Below are 26694 nucleotides of genomic sequence, written 5' to 3'. Positions count from 1 at the left end.
CGTGGGTCCTCACTGGTCAGCGGGGTGCCATGCGGATGGCACCGTCGAGGCGGATGGTCTCACCGTTGAGGTAGCCGTTCTCGAGGATGGAGCAGGCGAGTTGCCCGAACTCACCTGGCTTGCCCAGCCGCGACGGGCTGGGTACGGATTTCTCGAGTGACGTCCGCACGTCTTCGCGCAGTCGCGCCAGGAGTGGGGTGTCCATGATTCCCGGGGCGATGGTGCACACCCGGATGCTTCGGCTGGCCAGATCCCGCGCCGCCGTGACGGTCATTCCGACGATGCCGGCCTTCGACGCCGTGTAGTTGATCTGGCCGATCTGACCTTCGAAAGCCGCCACGGAGGCGGTCAGCACGATCGCGCCGCGTTCGCCGTCGATCTCGTCGTGGCGGGCGATTCGTTCCGCTCCCAACCGCAGAGCGTTGAAGGAGCCGACGAGGTTGAGGCGAATCACGAACTCGAAATCCTCGAGTGAACCGGCCTTGCCGTCGTTGTCCAGGATCCGCATTCGTCGTCCCGCGCCGGCGCAGTGCACGATGCCGCGCAGTCCGCCTCGTTCGTCGGCGACATCGAGGGCCGCCGCGAACTGTTCGGGGTCGGTGATGTCGGCCGCCGCGAACTGCGCTGCGCTGCCGAGTTCTTTCGCCGCCGCCGCACCCTCGGAGTGGGGAAGGTCGATGAGCGTCACCTGAGCCCCGGCGTCCACCAGTCGACGGGCGGTGGCGAGTCCGAGTCCCGACGCGCCGCCGGTCACCGCGGTGGAGATGCCTTTAAGTTCCATTGCCTGTGGGGTCCCTTCAGAAAAGTGGTGGTTCAGAGAAGTTCGAGAATGGTGGCGTTGGCGAGTCCGCCTGCCTCACACATGGTCTGGAGGCCGTATCGGATGCCGTTGTCGCGCATGTGATGCACCAGTCGGGTCATCAGGATCGCCCCCGATCCACCGAGCGGGTGGCCGACGGCGATGGCGCCGCCGACCGGGTTCAGCCGGCCCATGGCGGCACCGGTCTCCGCCTGCCAGGCCAGCGGAACCGGAGCGAAGGCCTCGTTGACCTCGAACGCGCCGATGTCCTCGATGGTCAGTCCTGCCCGCGAGAGGGCTTTGTCCGTGGCTGCGATCGGACCGGTGAGCATGATGACGGGGTCGTCACCGACCACCGCGCTGGTGTGTATCCGGGCCATCGGACGCAGTCCCAGCTGCGCAGCCTTGTCGCTCGTGGTGATCAACAACGCCCCCGCGCCGTCGGAGATCTGCGAAGAGTTGCCCGCGTGGATCACGCCGTCGTCCTTGAACACGGTCTTCAGTTTCGCGAGGGACTCGAGCGAACCACCGCGGCGGATTCCCTCATCTCCCTCGAGCACGCCGGGTATCGGTGCGAGTTGCCCGTCGAAGGCGCCGCGGTCGGCGGCACGCGCCGCGAGTTCGTGAGAGCGAAGGGCGTATTCGTCGAGCACCCGACGAGTCAATCCCCATTTCGCTGCCACCATTTCTGCACCGGTGCCCTGGCTGAAGCCGTCGACGCCGTACCGGTCGAGAACGGTTGCGGGGAAGTGCTCGCCGTTCTTGCTGGCACTGCCCATCGGAACGCGGCTCATCGATTCGACACCGCCGGCGACGACGATGTCCTCGTGGCCGGCGATCACGGTCGCGGCGGCGAAGCTCACCGCCTGCTGGCTCGATCCACACGCCCGGGTGAGCGTGGTGCCGGGCACCTTCTCGGGCCAGCCGGCGGCGAGCACCGCGGTCCGGGCGACGTTGCCCGCCTGCTCGCCTGCCTGGCTGACGCAGCCCCAGATGACGTCGCCGACCTCGTCCGTGGAGAGACCGGTACGGGCAACGAGGGCTTCGAGCACGTGGGCCGACACATCGGCCGGATGAATATCCGAAAGGGACCCTCCGCGCCGGCCGATCGGTGTGCGGACTGCGTCGATAATTACTGCGTCATTCATCGTGTGCTCCTCACACTGTCGCCTCGAACCAATTTCTTGTCGCGTTCCGGGTTGGCCAGGATCAACGCGAGGACGGCACACACCGCGGCGACCAGACCGAGCGCTTGGAACGCGGTCGCGTAGCCCGCGGCGGGCGAACTGGCGGCGTCGACGATCAGGCCGGTCGCATACGGGGCGACGAGGCCGCCGACCGCCATGATCGCGAGGAACACCCCGAGCGTGCCGGCCGTCTGACGCGGCGGGCAGATCTCGGAGATCGCGGAGTTGAGCAGCGGGAACACCGAGGCGGCGAAACCGTACCCGACCGACACCACGAGCACCGCGAGGGCGGGGGTGTCGATGGACGGCAGGGCGAGCAGGATCGCGCCGCAGATGAGCACCCCGACGGCCGGCACGATGATCCGCACGATCCGGGACGTCGAGCCGCGCACCAGGAGGCGGTCGCCGATTACGGAGGTGAGGAGCATCAGGATCAGTCCCGCGATGCTCGGGAAGGCAAACATCGATCCGGCCTGCAGGCGGCTGTAGCCGAGGCCCACCTCGAAGTACGAGGGCAGCCAGGTGAGCACCACTGCGACCAGTGCATACACGCTCATGACGAGGAGGGCGCCGCTGATGAACGTGCGTGTCCGGAAGATACGACTCCACGGTACGGCGGGCTCACCGGCGTCACCGTCGGCATCGGTGGTCGCGCTCTTCCCGCTGCGAATGTAGGGACCCTCGGACCACGCGGTCAGCCAGACGGCACACCACACGACTCCGATCACCGACAGCGCGATCAGGGCGTAGCGCCAGCCGAAGGTGACGGTGACGAATGCGAGTGCCGGAGCAACGGCGATCTTCGCGATGGATGCCGCGCCGGCCAGCAGCGCGCTGGGCAGTCCGCGTTTTGCGGGCGCGTGCCAGGAGTACGCCCCGGTGTGCAGCAGCGCCGAGCTCGGGCCCTCGGCGAGGCCGAGGAGTAGCCGGCTGCCGAGTAGAACCACGAAGCTTGCGGCGACGACGAGCGGCAGCATGGCCACCGACCAGGCCAGCGCGAGTAGCACGAGCGCCCACCGCAGGGACATCCATCGGTTGAGCACGCCTGCGAAGAATCCGCCGACCGTGAAGGTCAGGAAGAACAAGCTCCCGACCAGACCGATCTGGGAGGAGCTCAGTCCCAGCTCCTGGGCGAGGGGTTGAGCGATGATGCCGAGTACGGCCTTGTCGGCATAGTTTACGACGTAGAGCAACACGAGGAGGGCGGTCAAGCCCCACGCACGGCGGCGGGACTCGGAGCCGATGTCGACGGGTGCGTCGAGGGTGGCGGTGGAGTGGGTCACCTGGTGATCCCTTCGAAGAATGGGTGGTGCAGGTCACAGCGTCAAGCCCATTCAACGGATGCGGGCCCACCCGATCAATACGCACTCGGCGAACGCACCGGCTGCCACTACCTATGGGTCAGGGCCCCCGCAGGTCACAGGCAGATGCAAGAAGCATTGGAGTGCGCTATCCGACCGATAGCCGAAGGCCTCTAGCCGCTCCACGGGAAGTCGGGCAAGCTGAAATTCGACCTCGCGGCTCCCGAGGCGCTCGTCCGCGCCCCGGTTCCGCACTCCCCTGCTCGGTACAACTCGTATTCGAAGGACCCCCATGAGCCGCCTCGCCCAGACTCTCGGCCTCACCGAGTTCCAGACCGAGATCATCGACACCGTGCGAACCTTCGTCGATCGCGACGTCATCCCCGTCGCACAGGAACTCGAGCATTCCGACACCTACCCGCAGGCCATCGTCGACAAGATGCGCGACATGGGCCTGTTCGGGCTGATGATCCCGGAGGAGTACGGCGGCCTCGGCGAATCCCTCCTCACCTATGCCCTGTGCGTCGAGGAACTCGCGCGGGGCTGGATGAGCGTCTCCGGGGTGATCAACACTCACTTCATCGTCGCCTACATGCTGCGTCAGCACGGCACCGATGCCCAGAAGGAGCACTACCTGCCCCGGATGGCTACGGGTGAGGTTCGCGGGGCCTTCTCGATGTCCGAGCCGGAACTCGGCTCCGACGTCGCCGCCATCCGCACCAAGGCCAAGCGCGGCGCCGACGGAAACTACGTCATCAACGGCCAGAAGATGTGGCTGACCAACGGTGGCAGCTCCACCCTCGTCGCCGCCCTGGTTCGCACCGAGGAAGGTGCCGCCAAGAAGCACGACAATCTGACCGCATTCCTCATCGAGAAGCCCGCCGGATTCGGCGAGGTGGTCCCGGGCATCACCATCCCCGGGAAGATCGACAAAATGGGGTACAAGGGCATCGACACCACCGAGCTCCTGTTCGACAACTACACCGCCGCGGCCGATGACATCCTCGGTGGCACGCCGGGTCGAGGCTTCTTCCAGATGATGGACGGGATCGAGGTCGGACGGGTCAACGTGTCCGCGCGCGCGTGCGGTGTGGCGATCCGCGCGTTCGAGCTGGCGGCCCGATATGCGCAGCAGCGCAGTACGTTCGGTAAGCCGATCGCGCAGCATCAGGCGATCGCGTTCAGCCTCGCCGAGATGGCGACGAAGGTCGAAGCGGCACATCTGATGATGGTCAACGCGGCACGACTGAAGGACTCCGGCGAACGCAACGACGTGGCCGCCGGGATGGCCAAGTACCTCACCAGCGAGTACTGCTCGGAGATCACCCAGGCCAGCTTCCGCATCCACGGCGGTTACGGTTACTCGAAGGAGTACGAGATCGAGCGGCTCATGCGTGAGGCACCGTTCCTGCTCATCGGCGAAGGCACCAGCGAGATTCAGAAGACGATCATCAGCAAGGGCGTACTGCGTAGTTACGCACTGTAAATCGAAGGAGAGATCCGTGCAGCGTACGGTGTTCAACGAAGATCACGAGGCGTTCCGGAAGACGATCCGCGACTTCATCGCCAAGGAAGTGGCTCCCGTCCACCATGATTGGGAGGTACAGGGACATCCCCCACGTGATTTCTATCGTCGGCTCGGCGAGCTCGGCGTCCTGGGCATCCAGGTGCCGGAGGAGTACGGCGGGGGCGGCGAGAAAAGTTTCAAGTTCTCCGCGGTGGTCGGTGAGGAGACGGCGGCGGCCGGTGTCACGTTCGGCAGCTTCTCGGTACACACCAATCTGATCCTGCCGTACCTGGTCGAATACGCGAACGATGAGCAGAAGCAGCGCTGGCTCCCGGGATTCGCATCCGGCGACATCATGTTCGCCATCGCGATGACCGAACCCGGTACCGGTTCCGACCTCGCCAACATCGCGACTTCGGCGAAGCTGTCCGAGGACGGCAGCCACTACGTGTTGAACGGCGCCAAGACGTTCATCACCGGCGGCGCGCTCGCCGACCGCATCCTCGTGGTGTGCCGCACCGCTCCCAGCACGCAAGAGAACCGCCGGGCGGGGCTGTCCATTCTCGTCGTCGACACCGCCGCCGAGGGTTTCGCGGTGGGCCGGAAAATCGAGAAGATCGGCCTCAAGGCGTCCGATACCGCCGAGTTGTCGTTCACGGACGTCAAGGTTCCGGTCGAGGATCGGCTCGGTGAGGAGGGTGCCGGATTCAGCTACCTCACCCACAACCTGGCACAGGAGCGGCTGACCATCGCGCTCGGCGCGTCGGCCACCGCCGCGGCCGCGTTGCAACACGCCCTCGCCTACGTGAAGGAACGCAACGTCTTCGGAAAGCCGGTGGCAGCATTCCAGAACACCAAGTTCGTGCTCGCCGAATGCGCCACCGAGGTCGAAGCAATCCAGCTGATGGCCGACCGCGCACTCGAACTCCACGACGCCGGTGAACTGTCCGTGCCCGACGCGGCGAAGGTCAAACTTTTCTGCACCGAGGCCGCGGGCCGGGTGATCGACAAGTGCCTGCAGCTGCACGGTGGATACGGTTACGTCCTCGAGTACCCCATCGCGCGCCTGTACGCCGACACCCGGGTGTCCCGCATCTACGGCGGCACCAGCGAAGTCATGAAGACGATCATCGCGAAGGATTTGGGATTGTAACCAGGCGCCTTCGGCGCCCGTGCGCCTTTCTGGTTGTTCCCACTACCAAAAGGGCGCACGAGCGCGAAGCGCCTCAGCCGTGGTGCCGCCGGTATGCCGCGGCGGCACCAGGGTGCAACGGCACTCCGGCGGTGACGATCAACGACTGCCGATCGAGGAACTGGCTGCCCGTCGCCTGTTCCGGCACCAGTTCTGCGGCATGGTCGATCAGCACTTCCACGAGTGCACCGGCAGCGTTGTCGGTCACCGTGGGGCCGGCGAGGAGAAGGTTGGCCAAACCGATTGTCGCGACCGGTGTCTGACTTCCGTACGTACCCGGCGGAATGAGCACGGACTCGTAGCGGGGGCCGAACCGCTGTCGCAGCAACTCGAGTTCTGCGGACAGATCGAGGAGTCGCAGCGCGATACCCAGGTTCGCGAACGATGGTGTGGGCACTCCGCCCGCCCATAGGACGGCGTCGACGCTGCCGTCGCGCAGAGCGTGACCTGCGTCCGTCATCGACAGGTGCAGGCGTGTGACGTCGCCGGGGTGGCCGAGGCCCAACACCTCCAGAATTCGTTCCGCGGTGAGTTCTGCGCCTGATCCTCGCGCTCCCAAACTTATTCGTGCTCCGGCAAGTTGGGACGTGTCCTCGATCTCGGAATCGGCGCGCACCGCCAGTTGCATGTAGTTTTCGTACACCTTGCCGATGGCGGTGAAGTCGGCGGCGGCATCTATGGCCGACACCGCGGCAGTGTCCATGGCCGTCACGGCGGCAGTGTCCATGGCCGTCACGGCGGCGTCGGCGAGGCTCAGGGCGAGCTCTGCTTCCCCGGACGCCAGCGCCGCGAGGTTGTCGATGGACCCGGCGGTTCGCAGCGGGACGATCGTCACGCCCAGGTCGGCGCGCTCCGCGGCAGCAGCGGTCAGCTGCGCGAACTCCCAGAAGAATCCACCTTCCTCACCGGCAGCGAGTCGCAGCTGTTCACGGGTGCCACCGGAACAGGCGGCGCCCGACCCGGCCACCGCGGCCACTGCGGTGGCCGCGAGAGCGCGGAACAGTTCGCGCCGGGAGATCACAACGCCTCCCCGGTACCGTCGGGCGACTCCGGCAGCGTCACGGTTACCTCGAGACCGTGCGGCTGTGCGGCCGCCACCGTGAGGGAACCACCACCGTTGTCAGCGAGAGCGGTGGCGATGGACAAGCCCAGACCGGTGCCCGGCCGGCCGGATGCGGACCCGCGAAAGAAGCGCGAGGACAACCTGTCGACCTCGTCTTCGGACACCCCGACGCCGTCATCGCTCACCCGAATACGGATCCCGGACTCCGTCTTCCGCGTGTCGATTCGCACCGTCGACCCGGAACCCGCGTAGGTGTGCGCGTTGCTGAGCAGCACGTCGAGAATCTGAGCGAGCTGACTGGACCGGAAGTCGGCGAACAAGGGCTCGTCGGTTCCGCCCGAGGTCGCGACCATCCCGGACTCCGCCAGCGCCTCCGCCCACGCGTCGAGCCGGTCGGCGACCACTGCGCCGACGTCACAGCCGCCGTGCGAGGTCTCGGCGGGCGACTCGGCGACTGCCAATGCCAGCAGTCCGTCGAGGATCCCGCCGAGACGGTCCACTTCCATACTCGTCCGGCGATAGGTTTCCGCCCCCGCCTCGAGGATGTACGGGGCGAGGGAGTCCAATCGAATATGCAATGCCGCCAGAGGGTTCCGAAGTTGATGCGCGGTATCGGCGATGAGTCGGCGCTGCGCATGGGCGGAAGCCTGAACGGCGCCCGCCATGGTGTCGAAGGCCCGGGCGAGTTCCTGCACCTCCGGCGGTCCGGTGTAGCGGTCCGCGGAGTTGCCGGCAGTGCGACGGGTCCACGGCTTGGGCGACGGGACGGCGTCCGCGAGAGCACCGACGCGGGCCGTCAGTGCACCGAGTGGACGAACGGTCCACCGGGACAGCGCGATGGCCACTGCGGTCACCGCCACCAGCGCCGCGAGCGCCCCGGCGGTGATCACCAGCCACGACGTCCGGATCGACTCGCGCGCCGCTCGGGTGGACACCTCGAGGACGACGGCGCCGTCGACCTGCGCTCCGGTGCCGACGGGGACGGCCGAGAGGACACGGTCCGCCGACCATGGTGTCAGCGAACCGCCGATGCCCTTCTTCTGATTTCGGAGTCCGGCGGTGATCGCCTCGCCCACGCCCGGGTCGGCCGGCGACAGCCCCGCTCCGGCGCGGACACCACCCCTAGCGTCCACGATGAGAACCCCCTCGCCGTACAACTCGTGGTAGCGCGCCACTTCCTCCCGCAACAACGCAGCGCTGCCGGGGGCCTGCGTCTGTCCGGCGAGGCTGGCGAAGTGTGTCGCATCCGCTTCCCGGCTCAGCCGGAGGGCCTGCGTTCTCCCGGCACCGGTGGCCAGAGCGAGGGGGACCGCGAACGCCACCACCGCGAGGGCGGCGAACACCAGCAGGACGGCGAGCACCCGTCGCCGCACGTCAGGTACCCCAGCGGTAGCCGTACCCGCGGATAGTCGAAATGAGGCCGGGGCGAGCAAGTTTCGCCCGCAGTCCGGTCATGTGCACGTCGAGGGTGCGTGAGATCGCCACATAGGCGTCGCCCCACACGGCGTCCATCAGCTGCTGGCGGCTCACCGCGGCGCCGGGCCGGGTGACGAGGACCTCGAGAAGCTCGAACTCTTTGGTCGTCAGCGCGATCGGTTCGCCTGCGACCTCCACTTCGCGAGAGATCAGATCGACCACCACGTCGCCTTCGGTGATCTGCTGCGACGCCGGCCGTTCTGCGGCTCGGCGGCGCTGAGTCACCACGTCGAGCCTGGCCAGCAACTCCGCGAGACGCGCCGGCTTGACGAGGTAGTCGTCCGCCCCGCCGCGCAACCCGCGGACCACCGAACGCTCGTCGTCGCGGGCGGTGAGGATGACCACCGGAACGTCGCTGACGGCCCGCAGCTGCCGGAGCACCTGCAGGCCGTCCGCATCGGGGAGACCGAGATCGAGAATCACCGCATCCATACCGCGATGGCCGAGGAGGAGGTCGGAGCCGCGTCGCATGCGCACCGTGTCGTGGCCGTGGTTCGCCAGCGCCTCCACGAGTGCGTCGCCGACTCCGTCGTCGTCCTCGACCACCGCGATCTGCACTTTCCGTTCCCTTCGATCAGCTCCGCGAGTCGACCAGCTCGACATCGTCGTCCGGGCTGTCTGCCCGGCTGCTCGCCCGGTCGAGCGGCGAACCTTCCGACGTCTCCCGCATGAAGACGTAGACGACGAGCGAGATCGCGATGCATCCGGTCACATAGTAGAAGAAGAGCGATTCGTGACCGGCCCGTTTCAGGGCGAGGGCGACGGTCTCGACCGTGCCACCGAAGATCGCCAGCGTGACGGCGTACGGCAGTCCGACTCCGAGCGCCCGCACCTTGGTCGGGAACAGCTCGGTCTTCACGATCGCGTTGACCGACGTGTATCCGGTGACGACGGTGAGTCCCAGCATCATCAGCCCGAAGGCAACCAGCGGATTCGACGTGTTTCCCAGCACGGTCATGAGCGGGACCGTCAGCAGGGTTCCACCGACACCGAAGAAGATGAGCAGCTTGCGGCGGCCGATGCGGTCCGACAAGGCTCCACCGAGCGGCTGCAACACGATGAAGACCAACAGAGCCGCGAAATTGATCCACGCGACCGTATCCTTGGAGATGCCGGAGGTGTTGATCATGAACTTCTGCATGTACGTGGTGTACGTGTAGAACGCCACACAGCCACCGAGTGTGAGGGCACACACCAGCAGGCACTCGCGTGGGTACTGCAGCAGCATCCGGAGCGAACCTTCCTTCGGCCCGTCGTCCGGGGTGTCTGTGTCACGCTTCGACTCCACCTCGTCGGTGAAAGCCTCGGACTCGTCCATCGTGCGACGCAGCCACATCACCGCGACGGCACCTGCCGCACCGATGACGAACGGAATTCGCCAGCCCCACGACTGCATGGCCTCGGCAGGCAACAGCAGTTGCAGGATAATCTGCACACCCAGCGCAAACAGCTGTCCGGCGACGAGGGTGACGTACTGGAAGCTCGAGTAGAACCCCCGCCGACCCGGTGAGGCGACCTCGGCGAGGTAGGTGGCGCTGGTGGCGTATTCACCGCCGACCGACAGTCCCTGGAGCATGCGGGCGAGCACGAGGAGCACCGGAGCCACCAGTCCGACGCTGTCGTACGACGGCGTGAGCGCGATGACGAGCGAGCCCGCCGCCATCACGGTCACCGACAAGGTGAGCGCCGAGCGGCGGCCGTGCCGGTCGGCATACCGCCCCATGACCCAGCCGCCGATCGGCCGCATGAGGAACCCGACCGCGAAAACCGCTGCTGTCGAGAGCAACTGGGCAGTGGTGTCGCCCTCGGGGAAGAACTCCTTCGCGAAGTACACACTGAACGCCGCGTAGACGTACCAGTCGTACCACTCGATCAGATTGCCGACCGAACCTTTCAAGACGTTGCCGATCACTCGGCGCTCACCAGTCTGTGTGGTGCTCACGCGGACTCCTTCCGATGTCCTGAATCTCTCCGTTCCCACCACAGTGGGTCGGGTCACAGACATTCGGAAGGGTCCGCGGGGGTTCCTAACACTCTCTTAGGAAAGTCCCCCTGTGAGTACTTCTTAACCGCGGGGGGTTAAGCCTGAATCCACCGATGGTTTGAGGTGGTGGGTGGGTCGTAACGGCGAGATGCCCTTACGTTTTGGAAAGATTGGGCTTGTCTAAGGTCCGATCCTCCCCATAACGAAGGGCATCTCTAGGGTGCAACTATCTCATACCCGCCCGGTACGGGCGGCGGTGTTCGATGACCGCAACCTCCTCGCCTCGGCCGGCCTGATTCCGGTGCTGGAGTTGGCCCAGGAAAACGGGCTCGCTGACCTGGCGGACGAGCACGTGTCGGTGCCGACCGACAAGGGCGCCAATGCGGGGCGGAAGGTGACCGCACTGGTCGCGGGCATGGTCGCCGGCGCCGACAGCATCGACGACATGGCGCTGCTGCGGCACGGCGCCATGGCCACCGTGTTCGACCGCCCGTACGCGCCGTCGACGCTGGGCTCGTTCCTGCGGTCGTTCACCTTCGGGCACGTCCGCCAACTCGACGCGGTCGCCGCCCGATTCCTGCGTGGCCTGGTCGAACGGACACCGCTGACCGGTGCTCCCGACGCCGGTGGGCGGGTGGTCGTCGACCTCGACGATACGATCGTGCCGGTGCACGGGCCCGGTAAGCAGGGCTCCGGGTACGGATATACCGGGGTCCGTGGGTTGAACGCCCTGATCGCCACCGCCACCTACGAGGGGCAGGCTCCGGTGATCGTCGGCCAACGCCTGCGCCGCGGGGCCTGCGGATCGCCCCGCGGGGCGGCGCGGATGGTCACCGACGCCCTCGCCGCCGTCCGCGGCCTGCACCCATCGACACCCGGTGGGGCGAAGGAACGGGTGTTGGTGCGGGCCGATTCGGCGTTCTACGGTTATCCGACCGTGTCCGCGGTAATCGGGGCCGGCGCGGACGTGTCGGTGACCGTGCGGATGACCGCGAAGGTGAAGAAAGCGATCGCCGCGATCGAGGAGTCGGCGTGGACACCGATCGAGTACACCGACGCCGTCTACGACGAACCGAGCGGGCGGTGGATCTCGCGGGCCGAGGTCGCCGAGATCGAGTTCACCGCGTTCGGCTCACGACTCGCACCCGAGCGGACACCCGGCCGGTTGGTGGTGCGTCGCATTCCCGACCTGCGTGAGCACACCGACGGTCAGGGCACCTTGTTCGAGACCTGGCGGTTCCACGCGTTCTTCACCACCACGGACCCGGCGGTGCTCGATACGGTGACCGCGGACAAACTTCACCGCAGGCACGCGATCATCGAACAGGTCCACGCCGACTTGAAGAATTCCGCGCTCGCGCATCTGCCGTCGGGGCGGTTCGCCGCGAACAGTGCCTGGCTGGTGCTGGCGGTGATGGCGTTCAATCTCACCCGCGCCGCTGCCAGCCTTACCGGGAAGTCGCTGGCCAAGGCGACGACCGCCACCATCCGCCGCACCCTGATCACCGTCCCGGCCCGGATCGCGTCCTCGGCCCGTTGCCTTACCCTGCATCTGCCCCGGTGCTGGCCCTGGGAAACCGAGTGGAACCGGCTCTTCACTCACACAGGGAGACGAAAACCGCAGGCCACCTAATCCGCCCCGCCATCTCCGGCCCGACGTGAAAGACCCAGTGGAACAATCCGACACCGAGGTCGGACGATCACCCACACCCACAGAGCCCCTCAACGCCCACAACCGGATCCGCTACCCGAACCACACCCGTTCGGTGGATCGAGGTTAAGAAGTACTCACAGCTGGGGTGTCCTCGCCCAGGAGCGGCGGCGCGCTGCGGTACCTCGCCGGGGTGGCACTGAGCCGGATCGGGTTCGCCACCTGTCGTACCGGTGTGTCCCGGCGTGGATCGTCAATCTCGACCACCGGATTCAAGCCGAGCCGCTCGGCCAGCGCGAGGGCATCGGCGATGTCGTTGAGCGGCCCGCACGGGACACCCTGCGCGGTCAGCTTCTCGAACCATACGTCCGCGGAATCCGATGCCAGCGCCGCGGTGAGGTCCCGGACCAATTGTTCGCGGTGCGCCACCCGTTGCATGTTGGTGGCGTACCGCTCGTCGGCGGCGAGGTGTGGAATTCCGAGCACCTGTAACAGAGAGGCGAATTGGCGATTATTGCCCACCGCCAACACGAGCGGGCGGTCGCCGGTGTCGAAGACCTCGTACGGCGCGATGCTGGGATGCCGGTTGCCCATGGCCTGCGGAACGACACCCGCGCCCACATACCCGGACGTCTGGTTCACGAGGGCGGACAGCAACGACGACAGCAGGTTCACCTCGACCCGCTGCCCCTCGCCGCTCCGGTCACGGTGACGCAACGCAGCCAGGATCCCGACCGCGGCGTGCAGCCCGGTGATGACGTCGACGACGGCCACCCCGACCTTGGTCGGGACACCGGGTTCGGGACCGGTGATGCTCATCAACCCGCCGACGGCCTGGATGAGCAGGTCGTAGCCGGGCAGGTTGTTGTGCCCACCGAACCCCGTCACCGAGCAGTAGACGACGTCGGGATTGGAATCCCGCACCGTGTCGTAGCCGAGACCGAGCCGGTCCATGGTGCCGGGCAGGAAGTTCTCCACCACGACATCCGCCCGGGCGACGAGTTCCCGCGCCTGCTGAACGTCGGTGGGGCTGTGCAAGTCCCACGCGACGGACTGCTTGTTGCGGTTCACCGATTGAAAGTAGGTCGACTCCTCACCCACCCACGGCGGCCCCCACTGCCGGGTGTCGTCCCCGACACCCGCACGCTCGACCTTCACCACCTCGGCGCCGAGATCGGCGAGGAGCATCGTGGCATACGGTCCGGCCAGCACCCGGCCGAAATCGGCGATCAGCAGACCGTCGAGCGAAGCACGCAGACCCGACTCGAGCGACCCGCTCACCTGAACGCGGCCTCGCCCGTCAATGCCTTGCCGATGGTGAGTTGGTGCACCTCGGACGTGCCCTCGTAGGTGAGTACGGACTCGAGGTTGTTGGCATGCCGAATAACGGGGTACTCCAACGTGATTCCGTTGGCACCGAGAATGGTGCGGCATTCGCGGGCGATCGCGATGGCCTCGCGGACGTTGTTCAGCTTGCCGGTGCTCACTTGCTCGGGCCGGACCTCGCCGCGGTCCTTGAGACGTCCGAGATGGTAAGCGAGCAGGTGACCCTTGCCGACTTCGAGCGCCATGTCCGCGATCTTCACCTGAGTGATCTGATAGCCGGCCAACGACTTGTCGAACACCTGACGGTCCTGGGCGTAGGAGATGGCGGTCTCGAGGCAGTCGCGGGCGGCACCCATCGCACCGAAGATGATGCCGAATCGGGCCTCGTTGAGGCAGCCGAGCGGACCGGACAGCCCCTTGGCCTCCGGCAGCATTGCGGAAGCGGGCAGCCGGACGTCCTCGAGCACGAGTTCCGAGGTGACGGACGCCCGCAGCGACATCTTGTGCTTGATCTCCGGCGCCGAGAAGCCGGGGGTATCGGTGGGCACAACGAATCCGCGAATGCCGTCGTCGGTGCGCGCCCACACGACCGCGACGTCCGCGACGGACCCGTTGGTGATCCACATCTTCGTGCCATTGAGAATCCAGTCCTCACCGTCCCGCTTGGCATTGGTGCGCATCCCTGCGGGGTTGGAGCCGAAGTCGGGCTCGGTGAGGCCGAAGCAGCCGATGGCCTGGCCGGCGGCCATGCGGGGCAGCCACTCCTGCTTCTGGTCCTCGCTGCCGTAGTGGTGAATCGCGTACATCGCCAATGAGCCCTGCACCGATACCAGGCTCCGGATTCCGGAGTCGACGGCCTCGAGTTCGAGGCAGGCCAGACCGTAGGCGGTGGCGCTCATACCGGCGCAGCCGTACCCCTCGAGGTGCATACCCAGCACGCCGAGTTCACCGAGGCCTTCCGCCAGCTCGCGCACCGGCAGCGCCCCGGCCTCGAACCACTCCCCGATGTGGGGGCGGATGCGCTCGTCGGCGAAGCGGCGCACGGTGTCGCGGATCGCGATCTCCTCGGTGTCGAGGAGGGAGTCGAGAGCGAAGAGCTGGGACAGGGACTGCGGGTCGGACATGGTTCCTCCACGGGGCCGGTGGGGCTGGTGCGCAAACGTTCGCGAGAACGATTGCACGAACGATTTCGTCACGTAGACTAGGGCGCGTTCCCGGTCGCCGTCAACCACGCGGCAGGCCGTACCCCCACCCCCGAGCGCGAGGATTGCCTGTGAACCTGCCGGACCGCCCGACACGCACCTCCGGGCGTCCGCCGACCCTGCGAGAGATCGCGGAACGCGCCGGTGTCCACGTGTCGACGGCGTCCCGCGTGCTCCGGCAGCCCGAACCCGCGGACGGCTGGTCGGAGGCCGCTCTGCGAGTCCGCGAGGTGGCGGTCGAACTCGGCTACCAACCGAATCTGTGGGCGGCCAGCCTGCGGACGCGCAAGACCACCACCCTCGGTGTCGTCATGCCGCGGCTCACCGACGGCGTGGTCGCGACCATGTTCCAGGGCATCGAGGAGACCGCTACGGCCGCAGGATATTCGGTCCTGTTGTCCAGCCCGCCGGACGATCTCGACGCCCAGCGCAAAGCCATCGAGTTCCTCGTCAGCAGGCAGGTGGACGGGCTACTGCTCAGCAGTCTGCACAGCCCCGGACAGGAGTTCGTCGAATCACTGTCGGTGGGTGCTCTGCCGATGCTCCAACTCAACCGGCATGCCGACGTCGGACTGCCGTTCGTGTCCGGTGACGACCACCGGGGCGGATACCTCGCCGGCCGGCACCTCCTCGATCGGGGTTTCACCGACGTCGCCGTCATCGCGGGGCCCGAACACGCCAGCACCTCCCGCGGCCGGGTGGCAGGGTTCCGCGACGCGCTGGCCGAAGACGGGATCACACTGCCCGCGGACCGCCTCGTCCGCTCGGACTTCGACGTGTCGGGTGGCGTCGAAGCCGCCGGCATCCTGCTCGACCGCGACGCGCGTCCGGATGCGATTTTCACCGTCAGCGACACCATCGCCATCGGTGTTCTGGGTGTCGCCCGCGACCTCGGTCTGCGCATACCGGACGACCTCGCACTGGTCGGCTACAACGACATTCCGGTGGTCGCCCAGCTACCGGTGCCGCTGACGACGGTGCGATCGCCGGCCCGTCTCATCGGGGCGACAGGCGTGCGTCACCTGCTGTCACTGATCGCCGGCCACGACGTGGAGTCGGTGCAACTTCCCGTCGAACTCGTCGAGAGGGCGTCGACCAGGCGGTGATCAGAGCGTCGCTCGCAGTTCCCTTTTGAGCAACTTGCCGCTTTGATTGCAGGGCAGTTCGTCGACGAAGACCACCCGCTTCGGCACCTTGAACGGCGCGATGCGCTCCTTGACGTGCGCGATGAGCCCGTCGGAGGTCACTCCGGCCGCGTTCTCCCGCAGCACCACCACCGCGGTGACCGCCTCGATCCATTTGTCGTCCGGCGTCCCGATGACGGCCACCTCGGCCACGTCCGGATGCGTGTAGACGGCGTCCTCGACCTCCCGTGAGGCCACGAGAATGCCGCCGGTGTTGATGACGTCCTTGATACGGTCGACCACGGTGACATAGCCGTCCGCGTCGCGCGTGACCAAGTCACCCGAGTGAAACCAGCCGTCACGGAATGCTTCTGCCGTGGCATCGGGGTTGTCCCAGTACCCCAGGCACAGTTGGGGTGAACGGTAGAGGATCTCACCGGGGGTGCCGTCCGGGACGTCGTTGCCGTCCGGATCCACCACCCGCGTCTCGACGAAGAACACAGCCTTGCCACACGACGACGGCCGATCTTCGTGCTCCTCCGGTTGCAGCACCGTGGCCAGCGGACCGATCTCGGACTGGCCGAAACAGTTGTAGAAACCGAGGTCGGGGTAGCGTTCACGCAGCCGGTTCAGCACCGTCACCGGCATGATCGACGCGCCGTACTGTGCCTTCTTCAGCGAGGACAGGTCGCGTGTCTCCAAATCCGGATGTCCGGCGAGCGGCACCCACACCGTCGGGGCGAGAAACAGCGATCCGATGCGATCGGCCTCGATTCGCCGCAGAATCTCCGGGATGTCCGGAGCCTGCATGAGATTCACCGAAGCTCCCACCGACAGGTAGGGCAACATGAAGACGTGCATGCCCGCCGAGTGATAGAGCGGCATGCAGATCAACGGATTGTCGCGGTCGTTCAGCGCGAGCGCGATCACGGAAGACACGTACTCGCACACGAGACCACCATGAGTCATCATGGCGCCCTTCGGCTTCGATGTCGTGCCCGACGTGTACAGCAATTGGGCCAGGTCAGTAGAAGCGACCAGCTCCGCGAGGACGGGTACGTCACCGGAACTGCTGTGGGACAGCAGGGAACCCTCGGCGTCGCGCAGGGGTACGACGTGGAGCAGGTCGAGCCCATCGCGGACGGAGTCGAGTGTTCCTGCCAGCGCCGGGTCCACCAGTGCCGCACTGCTGCCGGACTGCGACACCAAGTAGGTCAGCTCGTCACCCTTCAGTGCGTAGTTGACGGGTACGTGCACCAGACCGGCACGCGCACAGGCGAGGAACCCGATGACGTAGGCATCCGAATTGGTGCCGTACGCGGCGACGCGTTCCCCCGTCCGAAGCCCGAGGGACCGCAGGTACGCGGCGGCCCGGCTCACCGCGTCGTCGAGTTCGCGGTACGTCCACGTGCGCTCCTCGAAGAGCAGAGCCGTGCGGTCGGGGAACTTGGCGGCCGAGCGCCGGAGCACTCCGTCGACGGTATCGGTACGCGGATCCAGACTCATGCCCGAAGGTTATAGGACGTCCAACTATGACGGCAGAGGTTTCACCATGCCGACACCTACTTCCCCTGCCACTGCGGTGCTCGCTTCTCCACGAACGCCTGCATGCCTTCCTGCGCGTCACACGTGACGGCGTTGGCCGCCATCGTGTCGGCCATGGCCTCGTACGCCTGGTTCTGCGGCAATTCGATCTGCCGATAGAAGGCCTGCTTGCCGATTTTCACCGTGAGTGGACTTGCCTTTGTGATCTTCCGGGCGAGGGTAGTGGTCTCGTCCGCGAGCTTCGCGGCGGGGACAACTATGTTGACCAGCCCCCAGTCCGCGGCCGTCGCCGCGTCGATCGTGTCGCCGGTGAGGAGCATCTGCAGCGCCCGCTTCCGCCCGATCGCGCGGCTGAGCGCCACCATCGGAGTCGAGCAGAACAGTCCGATCTTCACACCCGGAGTCCCGAACACGGCGTCCGACGACGCCACCACGAGGTCGCACGAGGCGGCCAGCTGGCAGCCCGCCGCCACAGCAGCGCCCTGCACCGACGCGATCACCGGCTGCGGGATGTCCTGAACCGTCTGCATCATCTCCACGCAGGTGTCGAAGATGGCCTGCTCGTCCTCGAGGGTGCGACCGATCATCTCCTTCAGGTCGTGTCCCGCGGAGAAGACCGGTCCTTCAGCCCTGATGACGACGACACGGGTGGTGTCGTCGCCGCCCAGTTTCCGAAGCGCTGCGGTGACCTCCCGCATCGCCTCGGACGACAGCGGGTTGCGTTGTTCGGGCCGATTCAGGGTGAGGAACGCGACGCCGGTGTCCGGCTCGACGGTGGTGTCCACGAAGTTCTGGGTCATGCCTACTGCCTACCACCTGTGCGTACTTGTTAACCGTCCGCGGTTAAGAAGTACTCACAGGTGGTGTTGCCGGCAGAATACGACCGCGGACGTCACCGAAGCCGATGCGACTGCCGTTCGGGCCCGGTGCGGTGGCGGAGATGACGATCTCGTCGCCGTCCTCGAGGAAGGTACGCGTCTCGTCGCCGACCTGGACCGGTTCCTTGCCACCCCAGGTGAGTTCGATGAAGGCACCGCGCTGATTCTTCTCGGGACCCGAGATGGTGCCCGACGCGAACAGGTCACCGGTACTGGCGACGGCACCGTTGACGGTGGTGTGTGCGAGCATCTGCGCAGGCGACCAGTACATCTGCGCGTACGGCGGCCGCGACACGACGTGCCCGTTCCACTCGACGGTCAGATCGATGTCGAGGCCCCACTTCTCCTCGCCGCGCAGGTACGGTAGCGGCTCGGGATCCTGGCTCGGGGTGTCGATGCGAGCGGCCTCGAGGGCGAGCAGCGGCACCACCCACGGCGAGATGGAGGTCGCGAAGCTCTTGCCGAGAAACGGGCCGAGCGGCACGTACTCCCACGCCTGGATGTCGCGGGCCGACCAGTCGTTGACCACCACGGCGCCGAACACGTAGTCCGCGAACTGATCCGGGGTGATGGTCTCCCCCAGCTTCGTCGGGACGCCGACGAGGAAGCCCATCTCCGCCTCGATATCGAGGCGGAGGGACGGACCGAAGTCGGGGGCGTCCTGAGCCGGGGCCTTGCGTTGCCCACACGGCCGGATGACGTCGGTGCCCGACACGACGACGGTGCTCGACCGTCCGTGGTACCCGACCGGCAGATGCTTCCAGTTGGGCATCAGCGGCTCGGAGTCGGGCCGGAACAGCCGTCCGAGGTTGGTGGCATGGTTTTCGGACGCGTAGAAGTCGACGTAGTCCGCCACATCCACCGGCAGATGCATGGTGACCTCGTCGACCGCGAACACGGCAGCCGCGTCGACGTCTCCCTGCACCAGTTCGGTGATCTGCCGTCGGACCTCCACCCACCGGCCCCTGCCCTGCGCCATGAAGGCATTGAGGGTCGGCTGCGCGAAGACGTCGTCGCCGAGTGTGGCGGCGAGATCCACGACGGAATCCCCCACCCGCACTCCGACCCGTGGGGCCGAGTCCGCGGTCGAGAACACGCCGTATGGCAGGTTGTCGATCCCGAAAAGCGAATGGTCGGGGATGTCGAGCGTGGTCATGCGGAGGTTCCCTGTTCTGTGGAGAGGACGGACGACGGAACGAGCTGCAGCCCGACGAGGTCTTCGAGCGGCTCGAGGACGCTGCAGGTTCCGAAGGAACGGAACGCGGAGCGCACGGCGTCGACCACGTCGTCGGAGAGGTCACCGAGCTCCTGCGCGAGAAGGGCGCCGTCGCGTTCGGCGAGTGTCGCGGCGAGTTGGGTGACGGTGCCACCACCGAGGGCGTGCCGGGTGGCGAGCAGCACATTGAGGAAGCCGTGCTGTTCGAACCCAGTGTCCGGATCCGTGTTTCGCACGGCATGGTGCAGTCCGGCCGTCGCTTTGAAAGGGACCCCGGTCGCAACCACGGTGTGGATGGCGGCGGCGAGTTCACCTTCGTCCGGGTAGGCCTCCGCAACGACACCGCCGGTACGGAACTTGGCCGAGACCGACGTACCCACGAGTGCGGCCAGCACATCAGGACGCCTCTCGTCGCGTGGAATCTCGACGAACACATCGAGTCCAGCCGTCAAGGTCTCGAGAACCTGCAACGCGGTCATGAAGTCCGCGGCCGACTGCTCCGCCGGAACCGCGATCTCGAGGGCAACCGGGGTGACTCCCTCCACCGCGGCAATGCGCGTGAGCGCGGCCTCGAGAGTGGCAGGGCCGCCCGGCAGAGTAAGACTCACGTCGAGCTCGGCCGGGGTGAGTTCGTTCACCCGAGAGGCCGGAAAGACGAACGGGCCGACCAGGTCTGCGTACGGTGATGTCCGGTGACGTGTGTGCGCGGGGATGGCATCGGGCAAGGGCGCATTGCCGGGGGGAAACAGGGCGGCGTCGTCGCACAGACCAGTGAAGAGCGCGGGAATGCCGGTCACTGCGCCGGCCCCCGTCCCGCCCAGGTCCAGGCGTAGCCCGAGTCCTCGCACGCCAGCGCTCCTTCGCCGAGTTCGAGGGGCCGGAAGGTGTCGACCATGACCGCGAGTTCGTCGAAGAACTCGGCCCCGATGCTGCGTTCGTAGGCACCGGGTTGCGGACCGTGGGCATGCCCGCCGGGATGGACGGAGATGGAACCCTGTCCGATGCCTGACCCCTTGCGGGCCTCGTAGTCGCCGCCGCAGTAGAACATGACTTCGTCGGAGTCCACGTTGGAGTGGTAATACGGCACCGGAATCGACAACGGGTGGTAGTCGACCTTGCGGGGTACGAAGTTACAGATGACGAAGTTGTTGCCCTCGAACGCCTGATGCGCCGGCGGCGGCTGGTGCACGCGCCCGGTGATGGGCTCGTAGTCGGAGATGTTGAAGGTATATGGGTAGAGGCAACCGTCCCACCCGATCACGTCGAACGGATGGTTGGCGTACACCATCCGGGTGCCGACGATGCCGTGCGAGGTGCGGTGCTTGACGAGCACCTCGACGTCGGTGCCCTCGGCCTGCAACGTCTCCCCCGGACCGTGGAGGTCGCGTTCACAATATGGTGCGTGCTCGAGTAGCTGCCCGAACCGAGACAGGTACCGCTTCGGCGGGACGATGTGACTGTTGGCCTCGATTGCGTAGGCGCGCAACGGGTCCGGACCGGTCGGAATCCACCGATGGGTGGTCGACATCGGGATCAGGACGTAGTCGCCCTGCTTCGCCTCGAGCGCACCGAAAACGGTTTCCACTGTGGCCGCGCCGGATTCGACGTATACCATCTCGTCGCCGAGAGCGTTGCGGTAGAGCGGCGATTCCTTGCCGGCGACGACATATGAGATGCGCACGTCACCGTTGCCGAGGATCAACCGACGTCCGGTTACGACGTCGGTTCCCGCCCATACCGACTCCGGGAAGAGGTCGTGAAGCTTCAGGTGCCTCGGCGAGAGCGGATGGTTGGGCGTCGTGGTCTGATCTGGCAGCTCCCACACCGTGGCGTCGACGATCGCCGAGGGAATGTGCCGGTGATACAGCAACGACGAATCGGAGGAGAAGCCCTCCTCGCCCATCAACTCCTCGAAGTAGAGCTGACCGTCCTCATCACGGTGCTGCGTGTGCCGCTTCGGCGGGATGTTGCCCGCCTGCCGATAGAACGCCATGACCGGCCTCCTCGATGTGTCGTCGCTTAGTAAACACATTAACTAGTTTGAGGGCGTGATGGCAAGCACAGGCCGATAACGACGCCAGAAGGATCTAGTTGCGTCCGCGAACGTCGAACTGGCTACGGTTGGTGATCAACTTGTCGAGCAGCATGACGAGGATGCGCTGCTCAGGTTCGGTGAGCACGCTCGCCCACGCATGTTCGCGCTCGTTCTGCTCACGATAAATCTCCCCGATCTCCCGGCGACCGCGCTCGGTGAGCGACAGCTGCACCGATCGGCCGTCCCGCTCATCGGGCGTTCGTTCCATTAGACCGGCGCCGACCAGGGACTTCGTGAGATTGGAGACCGCAGCCCGACTCATGCCGGTGAGCTCGGCCGCACTCTTCGCATCGATCGGCCCGGCCAGCCAGGTGACGAACATCAGCCGGAACGACGACCACGACAGCCCTCGCGGACGGTGGATCGACGACTCGAGGTCGTAGGTCACCACATTGGACGCTCGGTTCAGCGTGAGCAAAACCTGCGTCGCCAGTTGGTGCGTCGAACCGTACTCGGTGCTCAGACGCCGATTGGCCAGCTCGATGAACGACCAGAAGTCGAGGCGCTCAGGCACCTCGACAGGCACCGGCGCAGCGTCATCGGTCATGAGGGAACCCTATCGCGACCGGGTGGCGGGCCGACTGCCTGCCACCGTCACATTTAGTATATCTATTAACCAACTGCGCCCGTGAGTACTTATTAACACTGGGTGGTTAAGAAGTACTCACAGGCGGCGGAGCCGCAGCGCTCAGCGCTGGTAGCCCCTACGCATGTCGTCGACGATGAGCGGCCTGTCAAGCGTGGAGGGCTCGAGTTCGCGCGGTGGGCGGTCACGGGAGAAGACCGCGGACGCCGCGAGAGTAGGACCGTCGAGGAAGCGCAGTTCGGGCGCGTCCGACGGGAGGCGTAGCGACGGCGCCTCGGACTCCGGGGAGGCGAGGACGAACCCCCAGTCGCCGAAGCTGGGCACCAGTACGTGGTACGGCGTGACACTCAGGCCCGCCGACGCGACCGTGGACGTGGTCCGCCAGAACGCGTCCGGTGTCGAATAGGGGCTTCCCGCTTGCACGACCATCAGGCCGCCGGGTTCGAGCGCACGGGCCGCGAGCCCGTAGAACTCGGTGGAGTACAGGCGTCCGAGTGCCGGGGTGTCGGGATCCGGAAGATCGACGATGACGGCGTCGAAGCCGGTGACGGGTGGATCCCGCAGCCACCGGAAGGCGTCGTCGATCACGACGTGCACGCGGGGATCCTGCAGTGCACCCTTGTTGAGGTCGGCGAGGCGGGTGGTGGCGAGTTCGATCACGGCGGGGTCGAGTTCTACTTGCACGATCTCGCGCACGCCGTTCAGCCGCAATACCTCCCGGGCGGCGAGACCGTCACCCCCACCGAGGATCAGCACCCTCTCCGGGTTGCGGGCCATCGCCGGGTAGACGAGGGATTCGGTGTAGCGGTGCTCGTCGGCGCTCGAGAATTGGAGGTCGCCGTCGAGGAACAGACGCACGTCGCCGCCGCGTTCGGTGATGACGATTTCCTGGTACTGCGACCGTTCGGCAGCCACCACCGGGTCGGTGTACAGCCGTTGCCGTGATGTGGTTTCGATATTGTCGGCGCGCACCAGCAACACGGCGATACTTGCGGCCGCCACGAGCAGCGCGACCACCGCGAGCAGTCGGGTGCGCACGCTCAGCTGCCACCTCAACAGGATCAGCGCCACGACCGCAGCCGCCACGAGGTTGATGACCCCGGTGATGGCGGCGCCGCGGATCATGCCGGCGATCGGAAGTAGGACGAACGGCCACAGCAATCCCCCGACGAGTGCGCCCGCGTAGTCGGCGGCGTTCAGGTCGGCCAGCACCTTGCCCGTCGTTTCGGCGTCGTTGTCGCTCCGCCCCGACTGCAGCAGAGTCATCAGCAGGGGTACTTCGGCGCCCACCAGGACACCGATGAGCGCTGTGGCGAGGACGAGAACCACTGCGCTGGAACCGAAGAACGTGAACGTCACATACAGCGTGACTGCGCTGAATCCCCCGGCGAGGCCCAGCACGATCTCTACGGCGACGAACGACACGGCGGCGTGAGAGAGCAGAGGTTTGGCCGCGAGAGCGCCCACACCCAGGGCCGCCACGAATCCGGCAACGATCAGGGAGGTCTGGGTGATGCCGCCGCCGGTGAGGCTGATCGAGAGGGTGAGCAATGCCAGTTCGTAAATCAAACCGCAGGCGGCGCAGGCGGCGACCGCCGCGAGCAGGAGGACGCGGGAACGTCCGTCGAGCGCCCGCTTCGCCTCGGACTGTGCCGCCACCGTGGTCATCGGTTCAGGTGAGCGCGGCGGCGTTGACGAGCCCGATGGCGAAGAGCGACGTTCCGACCGCCCACGCGGCACCACACATCTTCGGGTTGCCGACCAGTTCGACGAGCTGCCCAGGCAGTAGGCGGTTCATGAGACGCAGCGCGATCACCTGCAGGAGCACCCCGAACAGACCGTAGACCGCGGAATCGGCGAGCCCCTGGGCGAACCCGTCGTCGCTCGTGAGGATGGCCGCGACGACGATGACGGTGAGAGCAAGGTGGTTGGACGCGAGCAGGATGGCCGCATTCGGGTTCTTGTCGATGTACACCTGGTGCCGGAGGTTGCCGGGCGTGGCCAGGTCGAGAACCAGGAAGCCGACCCCGAGGACGGCGATCCCGACCACGAAGTACGCCAGGGTCCCGAGCATGCCGACTACGAGGAGCCCGGCGTCGACGGTGCCGATTTCGGTGGCTGCGGCCGTATAGGTAATGTTCACGCACTACTCCCGAGTTGTAGGTCGATGGTCATTTGGCATCGCCGGATCCGCCACTGCCGCCCGCGCCACCGGCCGGTGAGCCGGGGTTGAATCCCGGCCCCAGGTAGGCGAATCCACCGCTTCGGTATCGGCCGTCGATGTCTTCGACGCGGATGAGGCTGCCGCCGCCCGGGGCCCCGCTGACGGTGACGATGTCGTCGTCGTAGCGCAGGTACTCGCTGCCACCGTCGGCTTTGCGGGCGGCCGGGGCTTCTTCGCTGACAATTTTCGACACCGTGGTTCCGATGGGATCCTTGGACGTGTACGTCCTGGCGTCGCCGGAGGTGTTCTGGAGCGCGTACGTGTCTCCGATGAAGTCGCGGATGTTGCCGCCGCAGGCGGTGAGCACCAGCATCACGAGTAGGAGCGGGGCGATCAGCGCCCGCCTGGCGTTGCGTGTCATGGCTGCCACCTGCTTCGCGTCTCCACGATTACCCCGTCCTTCTCGCCCGGGTACAGGTGCCAGGTCTGCCAGGCCCACCCGCCCGAGTGCCCGGACTGTGCGGTCAGGGCCGTCAACGCGGTGGGGTCGCCGGGGAACGATCCGCAGATCCACCCGTCCGCCTCGGTGGCCTGACGGCGCAACCAGTCGGCGGTCTCTTCGAGGTGGACGCGGTCGACCGTCCGGGTGTCGGACGTGAAGTGGTACCCACTCGCCCTCTCCGACACGGGCAGCGGCTGTCCACCGGCCCGCACCGCATCACACGACACCTGCTCGGTGATGTGGTGCCCGCCGAGGGAGGCTCTGACGGCGTGCGACGCGCCCAGCACACCGAGGACGACGGAGTCGTTGCCGTTCACGACGGTGAGTTGCGCCAGTGGAACCGGGATTTCGGCATTCACGACGAGACCGAGTGCGCGGGCCGTCACATCCCGTGACTCGACGTCCAGGATGTGCAACGTCATTGCGGTGGACCCGAATGGATGACGGTGAGCTCACTGCGGGTGACGGCGCGGCCCGTGGATACCTCCCACGACTGCGTCCGGGCCCAGCGCTCGAACGACAGTAGTCCGGTCTTGTCGGCGGTCTCGTAGTCCGCGTAGTCGACGATGCCGCTGGGCGCCGTCCCGGTAGTGCCTTCCGCAGTGAACGAGGCGGTACCACGCTCGATCTGCCGGTGCACCCGGTCGTCGAGGATGACGTCACCGTTCGGCTCGAGTCCGGTGCCTTCACGCCGCATCCACAGCGTCATCTCGAGGTTGCCCTCGTCGTTCTCGACGGTCAGCCACCGTTGCCCGGTCGAGCCGTCGAGCAGGTGTTCGTGCCAGATGTATCCCTCTTCGTCGAGGGTGATCGTGCCGCGCACCACGTGGTCGATGCCGGCGTACGTGATGATGTCGCCGACACCGATCTTGTACGGGTCGTATACCTCGGGGTAGTCGGCGAGCGGATCGACGCGGGCCGGGGGCGCAGACTTCTTGCCTGTCCGGCTCCGCAGAATCAGCACGACGCCGACGATCACGACAACGATCAGCAGCAACAACAGCAGCTTGGTCAACGGTCTCTCCTGGCTCGGCGGCTCCGGCACGTGAGGCCCGTGACCGGCCCCCACCGGTGTGTCACCTTACTGTGCGACGCCTCCTCCGGTCTTCCCCGAGCGCAGGACGTACCGATTGCACAAGCGATGTAGCAAAGGTTAGCCTAACCGAATGTCCGAGGGGTTCTTCCAAGGCTCGACCGACAGTGAGGGAATACATGGCCATCCCGCCGATTGCGACGTACCCGATTCCGGATGTTTCCGAAGTACCCGAATCGAAAGTCTCCTGGCGTCTCGACCCTCGACGGTCCGCACTGCTGATACACGACATGCAGAACTACTTCATCGACGCCTACGACGTGCACTCGGAGCCGATGTCGACCGCGCTCGCCAACATGATCCGGATCCGCGAAGCCTGCTCGCTTGCAGGGATTCCCGTCGTCTACACGATGCAACCGGGCGACCAGCACCCCTCCCGACGTGGCATTCTCGCCGATTTCTGGGGCCCCGGCCTTTCGTCGGGCCGCGACACCGAGGTGATCGAACCGCTGGCACCACGCGCCGGCGACATCCAGGTGACGAAGTGGCGGTATTCGGCATTTCAGCGCACCGACCTTCGGCAGCTGCTGGGCCACCACGGTCGTGATCAGCTGATCGTCACCGGCGTCTACACGCACATGGGGTGCATGCTCAGCGCGGCCGAGGCTTTCATGTCGGACGTCCAACCCTTCCTCGTTTCCGACGCGACCGCGGATTTCAGTCGTGAAGAACATCTGATGGCATTGACATACGCGTCCAAGCGATGCGGCTCGGTGCTCACCACCGACGCCCTGGTATCCGCGCTCGCCCCCCTCGAAGTCGGCTGACCACCGCAGAGGTCGCAATCCGGAAACCCACGCCGA

General features: G+C 66.4%; 25 protein-coding genes. 5 read left to right on the top strand and 20 right to left on the bottom strand.

Going from position 1 to position 26694, the window contains the following annotated elements; all coding sequences use genetic code 11:
- Nucleotides 1–16 precede the first annotated feature (16 nt).
- From L1080_RS30350 to L1080_RS30340, 3 genes are read right to left on the bottom strand one after another with little or no spacing between them, the layout of a single operon-like run.
- Entirely contained in the window at nucleotides 17–781 is a 765-nt protein-coding gene (locus L1080_RS30350; RefSeq protein ID WP_250770064.1) for an SDR family NAD(P)-dependent oxidoreductase, read from the bottom strand.
- A gap of 32 nt (nucleotides 782–813) precedes the next feature.
- Entirely contained in the window at nucleotides 814–1947 is a 1134-nt protein-coding gene (locus L1080_RS30345) for a thiolase family protein (RefSeq protein WP_250770067.1), read from the bottom strand.
- Nucleotides 1944–3269 carry an MFS transporter gene (locus L1080_RS30340; protein WP_250770070.1) on the bottom strand — a complete coding sequence of 442 codons (1326 nt, stop codon included), beginning with the start codon at nucleotides 3267–3269 and terminating at the stop codon, nucleotides 1944–1946. Before L1080_RS30340 ends, L1080_RS30345 begins: the two co-directional genes overlap by 4 nt.
- Nucleotides 3270–3579: 310 nt before the next feature.
- On the opposite strand from L1080_RS30340, the gene L1080_RS30335 reads away from it, so the two are divergent.
- Both L1080_RS30335 and L1080_RS30330 read left to right on the top strand, forming a co-directional pair.
- On the top strand, nucleotides 3580–4773 hold the full coding sequence (locus L1080_RS30335) for an acyl-CoA dehydrogenase family protein (protein WP_250770073.1): 1194 nt from the start codon (nucleotides 3580–3582) through the stop codon (nucleotides 4771–4773).
- A gap of 16 nt (nucleotides 4774–4789) precedes the next feature.
- On the top strand, nucleotides 4790–5947 hold the full coding sequence (locus L1080_RS30330; protein ID WP_159923740.1) for an acyl-CoA dehydrogenase family protein: 1158 nt from the start codon (nucleotides 4790–4792) through the stop codon (nucleotides 5945–5947).
- 73 nt (nucleotides 5948–6020) lie between these two features.
- Here the strand turns inward: L1080_RS30330 and L1080_RS30325 are convergent, their stop codons facing one another.
- From L1080_RS30325 to L1080_RS30310, 4 genes are read right to left on the bottom strand one after another with little or no spacing between them, the layout of a single operon-like run.
- Complete coding sequence (locus tag L1080_RS30325) at nucleotides 6021–7007, bottom strand: TAXI family TRAP transporter solute-binding subunit (RefSeq protein ID WP_250770077.1); 987 nt, start codon at nucleotides 7005–7007, stop codon at nucleotides 6021–6023.
- A complete protein-coding gene (locus L1080_RS30320) occupies nucleotides 7004–8422 on the bottom strand; it encodes a sensor histidine kinase (RefSeq protein WP_250770079.1) in 1419 nt (472 codons plus the stop codon). Before L1080_RS30320 ends, L1080_RS30325 begins: the two co-directional genes overlap by 4 nt.
- A 1-nt stretch (nucleotide 8423) precedes the next feature.
- Nucleotides 8424–9083: a response regulator transcription factor gene (locus tag L1080_RS30315; protein WP_250770082.1), complete on the bottom strand. Its 660-nt coding sequence runs from the start codon at nucleotides 9081–9083 to the stop codon at nucleotides 8424–8426.
- A 16-nt stretch (nucleotides 9084–9099) separates the two neighbouring features.
- A complete protein-coding gene (locus L1080_RS30310; protein WP_250770085.1) occupies nucleotides 9100–10467 on the bottom strand; it encodes an MFS transporter in 1368 nt (455 codons plus the stop codon).
- Nucleotides 10468–10729: 262 nt separating this feature from the next.
- Between L1080_RS30310 and L1080_RS30305 the strand changes: the two genes are divergently transcribed.
- Nucleotides 10730–12142: an IS1380 family transposase gene (locus tag L1080_RS30305; protein ID WP_459031529.1), complete on the top strand. Its 1413-nt coding sequence runs from the start codon at nucleotides 10730–10732 to the stop codon at nucleotides 12140–12142.
- Nucleotides 12143–12286: 144 nt separating this feature from the next.
- On the opposite strand, the gene L1080_RS30300 is transcribed toward L1080_RS30305, so the two are convergent.
- Entirely contained in the window at nucleotides 12287–13441 is a 1155-nt protein-coding gene (locus L1080_RS30300) for a CaiB/BaiF CoA transferase family protein (RefSeq protein ID WP_250777000.1), read from the bottom strand.
- Nucleotides 13438–14610 carry an acyl-CoA dehydrogenase family protein gene (locus tag L1080_RS30295; RefSeq protein WP_250777001.1) on the bottom strand — a complete coding sequence of 391 codons (1173 nt, stop codon included), beginning with the start codon at nucleotides 14608–14610 and terminating at the stop codon, nucleotides 13438–13440. The genes L1080_RS30300 and L1080_RS30295 overlap by 4 nt, the downstream gene beginning before the upstream one ends.
- A 149-nt stretch (nucleotides 14611–14759) precedes the next feature.
- Here L1080_RS30295 and L1080_RS30290 point away from each other — a divergent pair, with 149 nt between their 5' ends.
- Entirely contained in the window at nucleotides 14760–15794 is a 1035-nt protein-coding gene (locus L1080_RS30290; RefSeq protein ID WP_159923726.1) for a LacI family DNA-binding transcriptional regulator, read from the top strand.
- Here the strand turns inward: L1080_RS30290 and L1080_RS30285 are convergent, their stop codons facing one another.
- From L1080_RS30285 to L1080_RS30235, 11 genes are all read right to left on the bottom strand, one after another.
- Nucleotides 15795–17318: an acyl-CoA synthetase gene (locus tag L1080_RS30285; protein WP_250777002.1), complete on the bottom strand. Its 1524-nt coding sequence runs from the start codon at nucleotides 17316–17318 to the stop codon at nucleotides 15795–15797.
- Nucleotides 17319–17374: 56 nt separating this feature from the next.
- The gene (locus L1080_RS30280) at nucleotides 17375–18157 is read right to left on the bottom strand and encodes an enoyl-CoA hydratase (RefSeq protein ID WP_250777003.1); all 783 of its coding nucleotides are present in this window, start codon (nucleotides 18155–18157) and stop codon (nucleotides 17375–17377) included.
- A 43-nt stretch (nucleotides 18158–18200) separates the two neighbouring features.
- Nucleotides 18201–19391, bottom strand: a complete 1191-nt coding sequence (gene fahA / locus L1080_RS30275) for a fumarylacetoacetase (RefSeq protein WP_250777004.1) — start codon at nucleotides 19389–19391, stop codon at nucleotides 18201–18203.
- Complete coding sequence (locus L1080_RS30270; protein ID WP_250777050.1) at nucleotides 19388–20278, bottom strand: hypothetical protein; 891 nt, start codon at nucleotides 20276–20278, stop codon at nucleotides 19388–19390. Before L1080_RS30270 ends, fahA begins: the two co-directional genes overlap by 4 nt.
- Nucleotides 20245–21444 (bottom strand): homogentisate 1,2-dioxygenase, encoded by a 1200-nt coding sequence (locus tag L1080_RS30265; RefSeq protein WP_250777005.1) that lies wholly within the window; start codon nucleotides 21442–21444, stop codon nucleotides 20245–20247. Before L1080_RS30265 ends, L1080_RS30270 begins: the two co-directional genes overlap by 34 nt.
- 94 nt (nucleotides 21445–21538) lie before the next feature.
- Nucleotides 21539–22093, bottom strand: coding sequence for a MarR family winged helix-turn-helix transcriptional regulator (locus tag L1080_RS30260; RefSeq protein ID WP_159923716.1), 555 nt, complete (start codon nucleotides 22091–22093; stop codon nucleotides 21539–21541).
- Between the two features lie 141 nt (nucleotides 22094–22234).
- Nucleotides 22235–23800: a polyamine aminopropyltransferase gene (locus tag L1080_RS30255; RefSeq protein WP_250777006.1), complete on the bottom strand. Its 1566-nt coding sequence runs from the start codon at nucleotides 23798–23800 to the stop codon at nucleotides 22235–22237.
- A gap of 4 nt (nucleotides 23801–23804) precedes the next feature.
- The gene (locus L1080_RS30250; protein WP_159923712.1) at nucleotides 23805–24275 is read right to left on the bottom strand and encodes a DUF350 domain-containing protein; all 471 of its coding nucleotides are present in this window, start codon (nucleotides 24273–24275) and stop codon (nucleotides 23805–23807) included.
- A 28-nt stretch (nucleotides 24276–24303) separates the two neighbouring features.
- Nucleotides 24304–24717: a DUF4247 domain-containing protein gene (locus L1080_RS30245; protein ID WP_201453403.1), complete on the bottom strand. Its 414-nt coding sequence runs from the start codon at nucleotides 24715–24717 to the stop codon at nucleotides 24304–24306.
- Nucleotides 24714–25220, bottom strand: coding sequence for a DUF2617 family protein (locus L1080_RS30240; protein WP_250777007.1), 507 nt, complete (start codon nucleotides 25218–25220; stop codon nucleotides 24714–24716). The genes L1080_RS30245 and L1080_RS30240 overlap by 4 nt, the downstream gene beginning before the upstream one ends.
- On the bottom strand, nucleotides 25217–25813 hold the full coding sequence (locus tag L1080_RS30235) for a DUF4178 domain-containing protein (RefSeq protein ID WP_250777008.1): 597 nt from the start codon (nucleotides 25811–25813) through the stop codon (nucleotides 25217–25219). The genes L1080_RS30240 and L1080_RS30235 overlap by 4 nt, the downstream gene beginning before the upstream one ends.
- A 197-nt stretch (nucleotides 25814–26010) precedes the next feature.
- On the opposite strand from L1080_RS30235, the gene L1080_RS30230 reads away from it, so the two are divergent.
- On the top strand, nucleotides 26011–26658 hold the full coding sequence (locus tag L1080_RS30230) for an isochorismatase family protein (RefSeq protein WP_109333727.1): 648 nt from the start codon (nucleotides 26011–26013) through the stop codon (nucleotides 26656–26658).
- Nucleotides 26659–26694 lie beyond the last annotated feature (36 nt).

It is taken from the genome of Rhodococcus sp. MSC1_016, assembly GCF_023667485.2.
Taxonomy (GTDB): domain Bacteria; phylum Actinomycetota; class Actinomycetes; order Mycobacteriales; family Mycobacteriaceae; genus Rhodococcus_F; species Rhodococcus_F oxybenzonivorans.
Note: the sequence above shows the minus strand (reverse complement) of the source record. Positions and strands in the feature narration are given on the sequence as shown.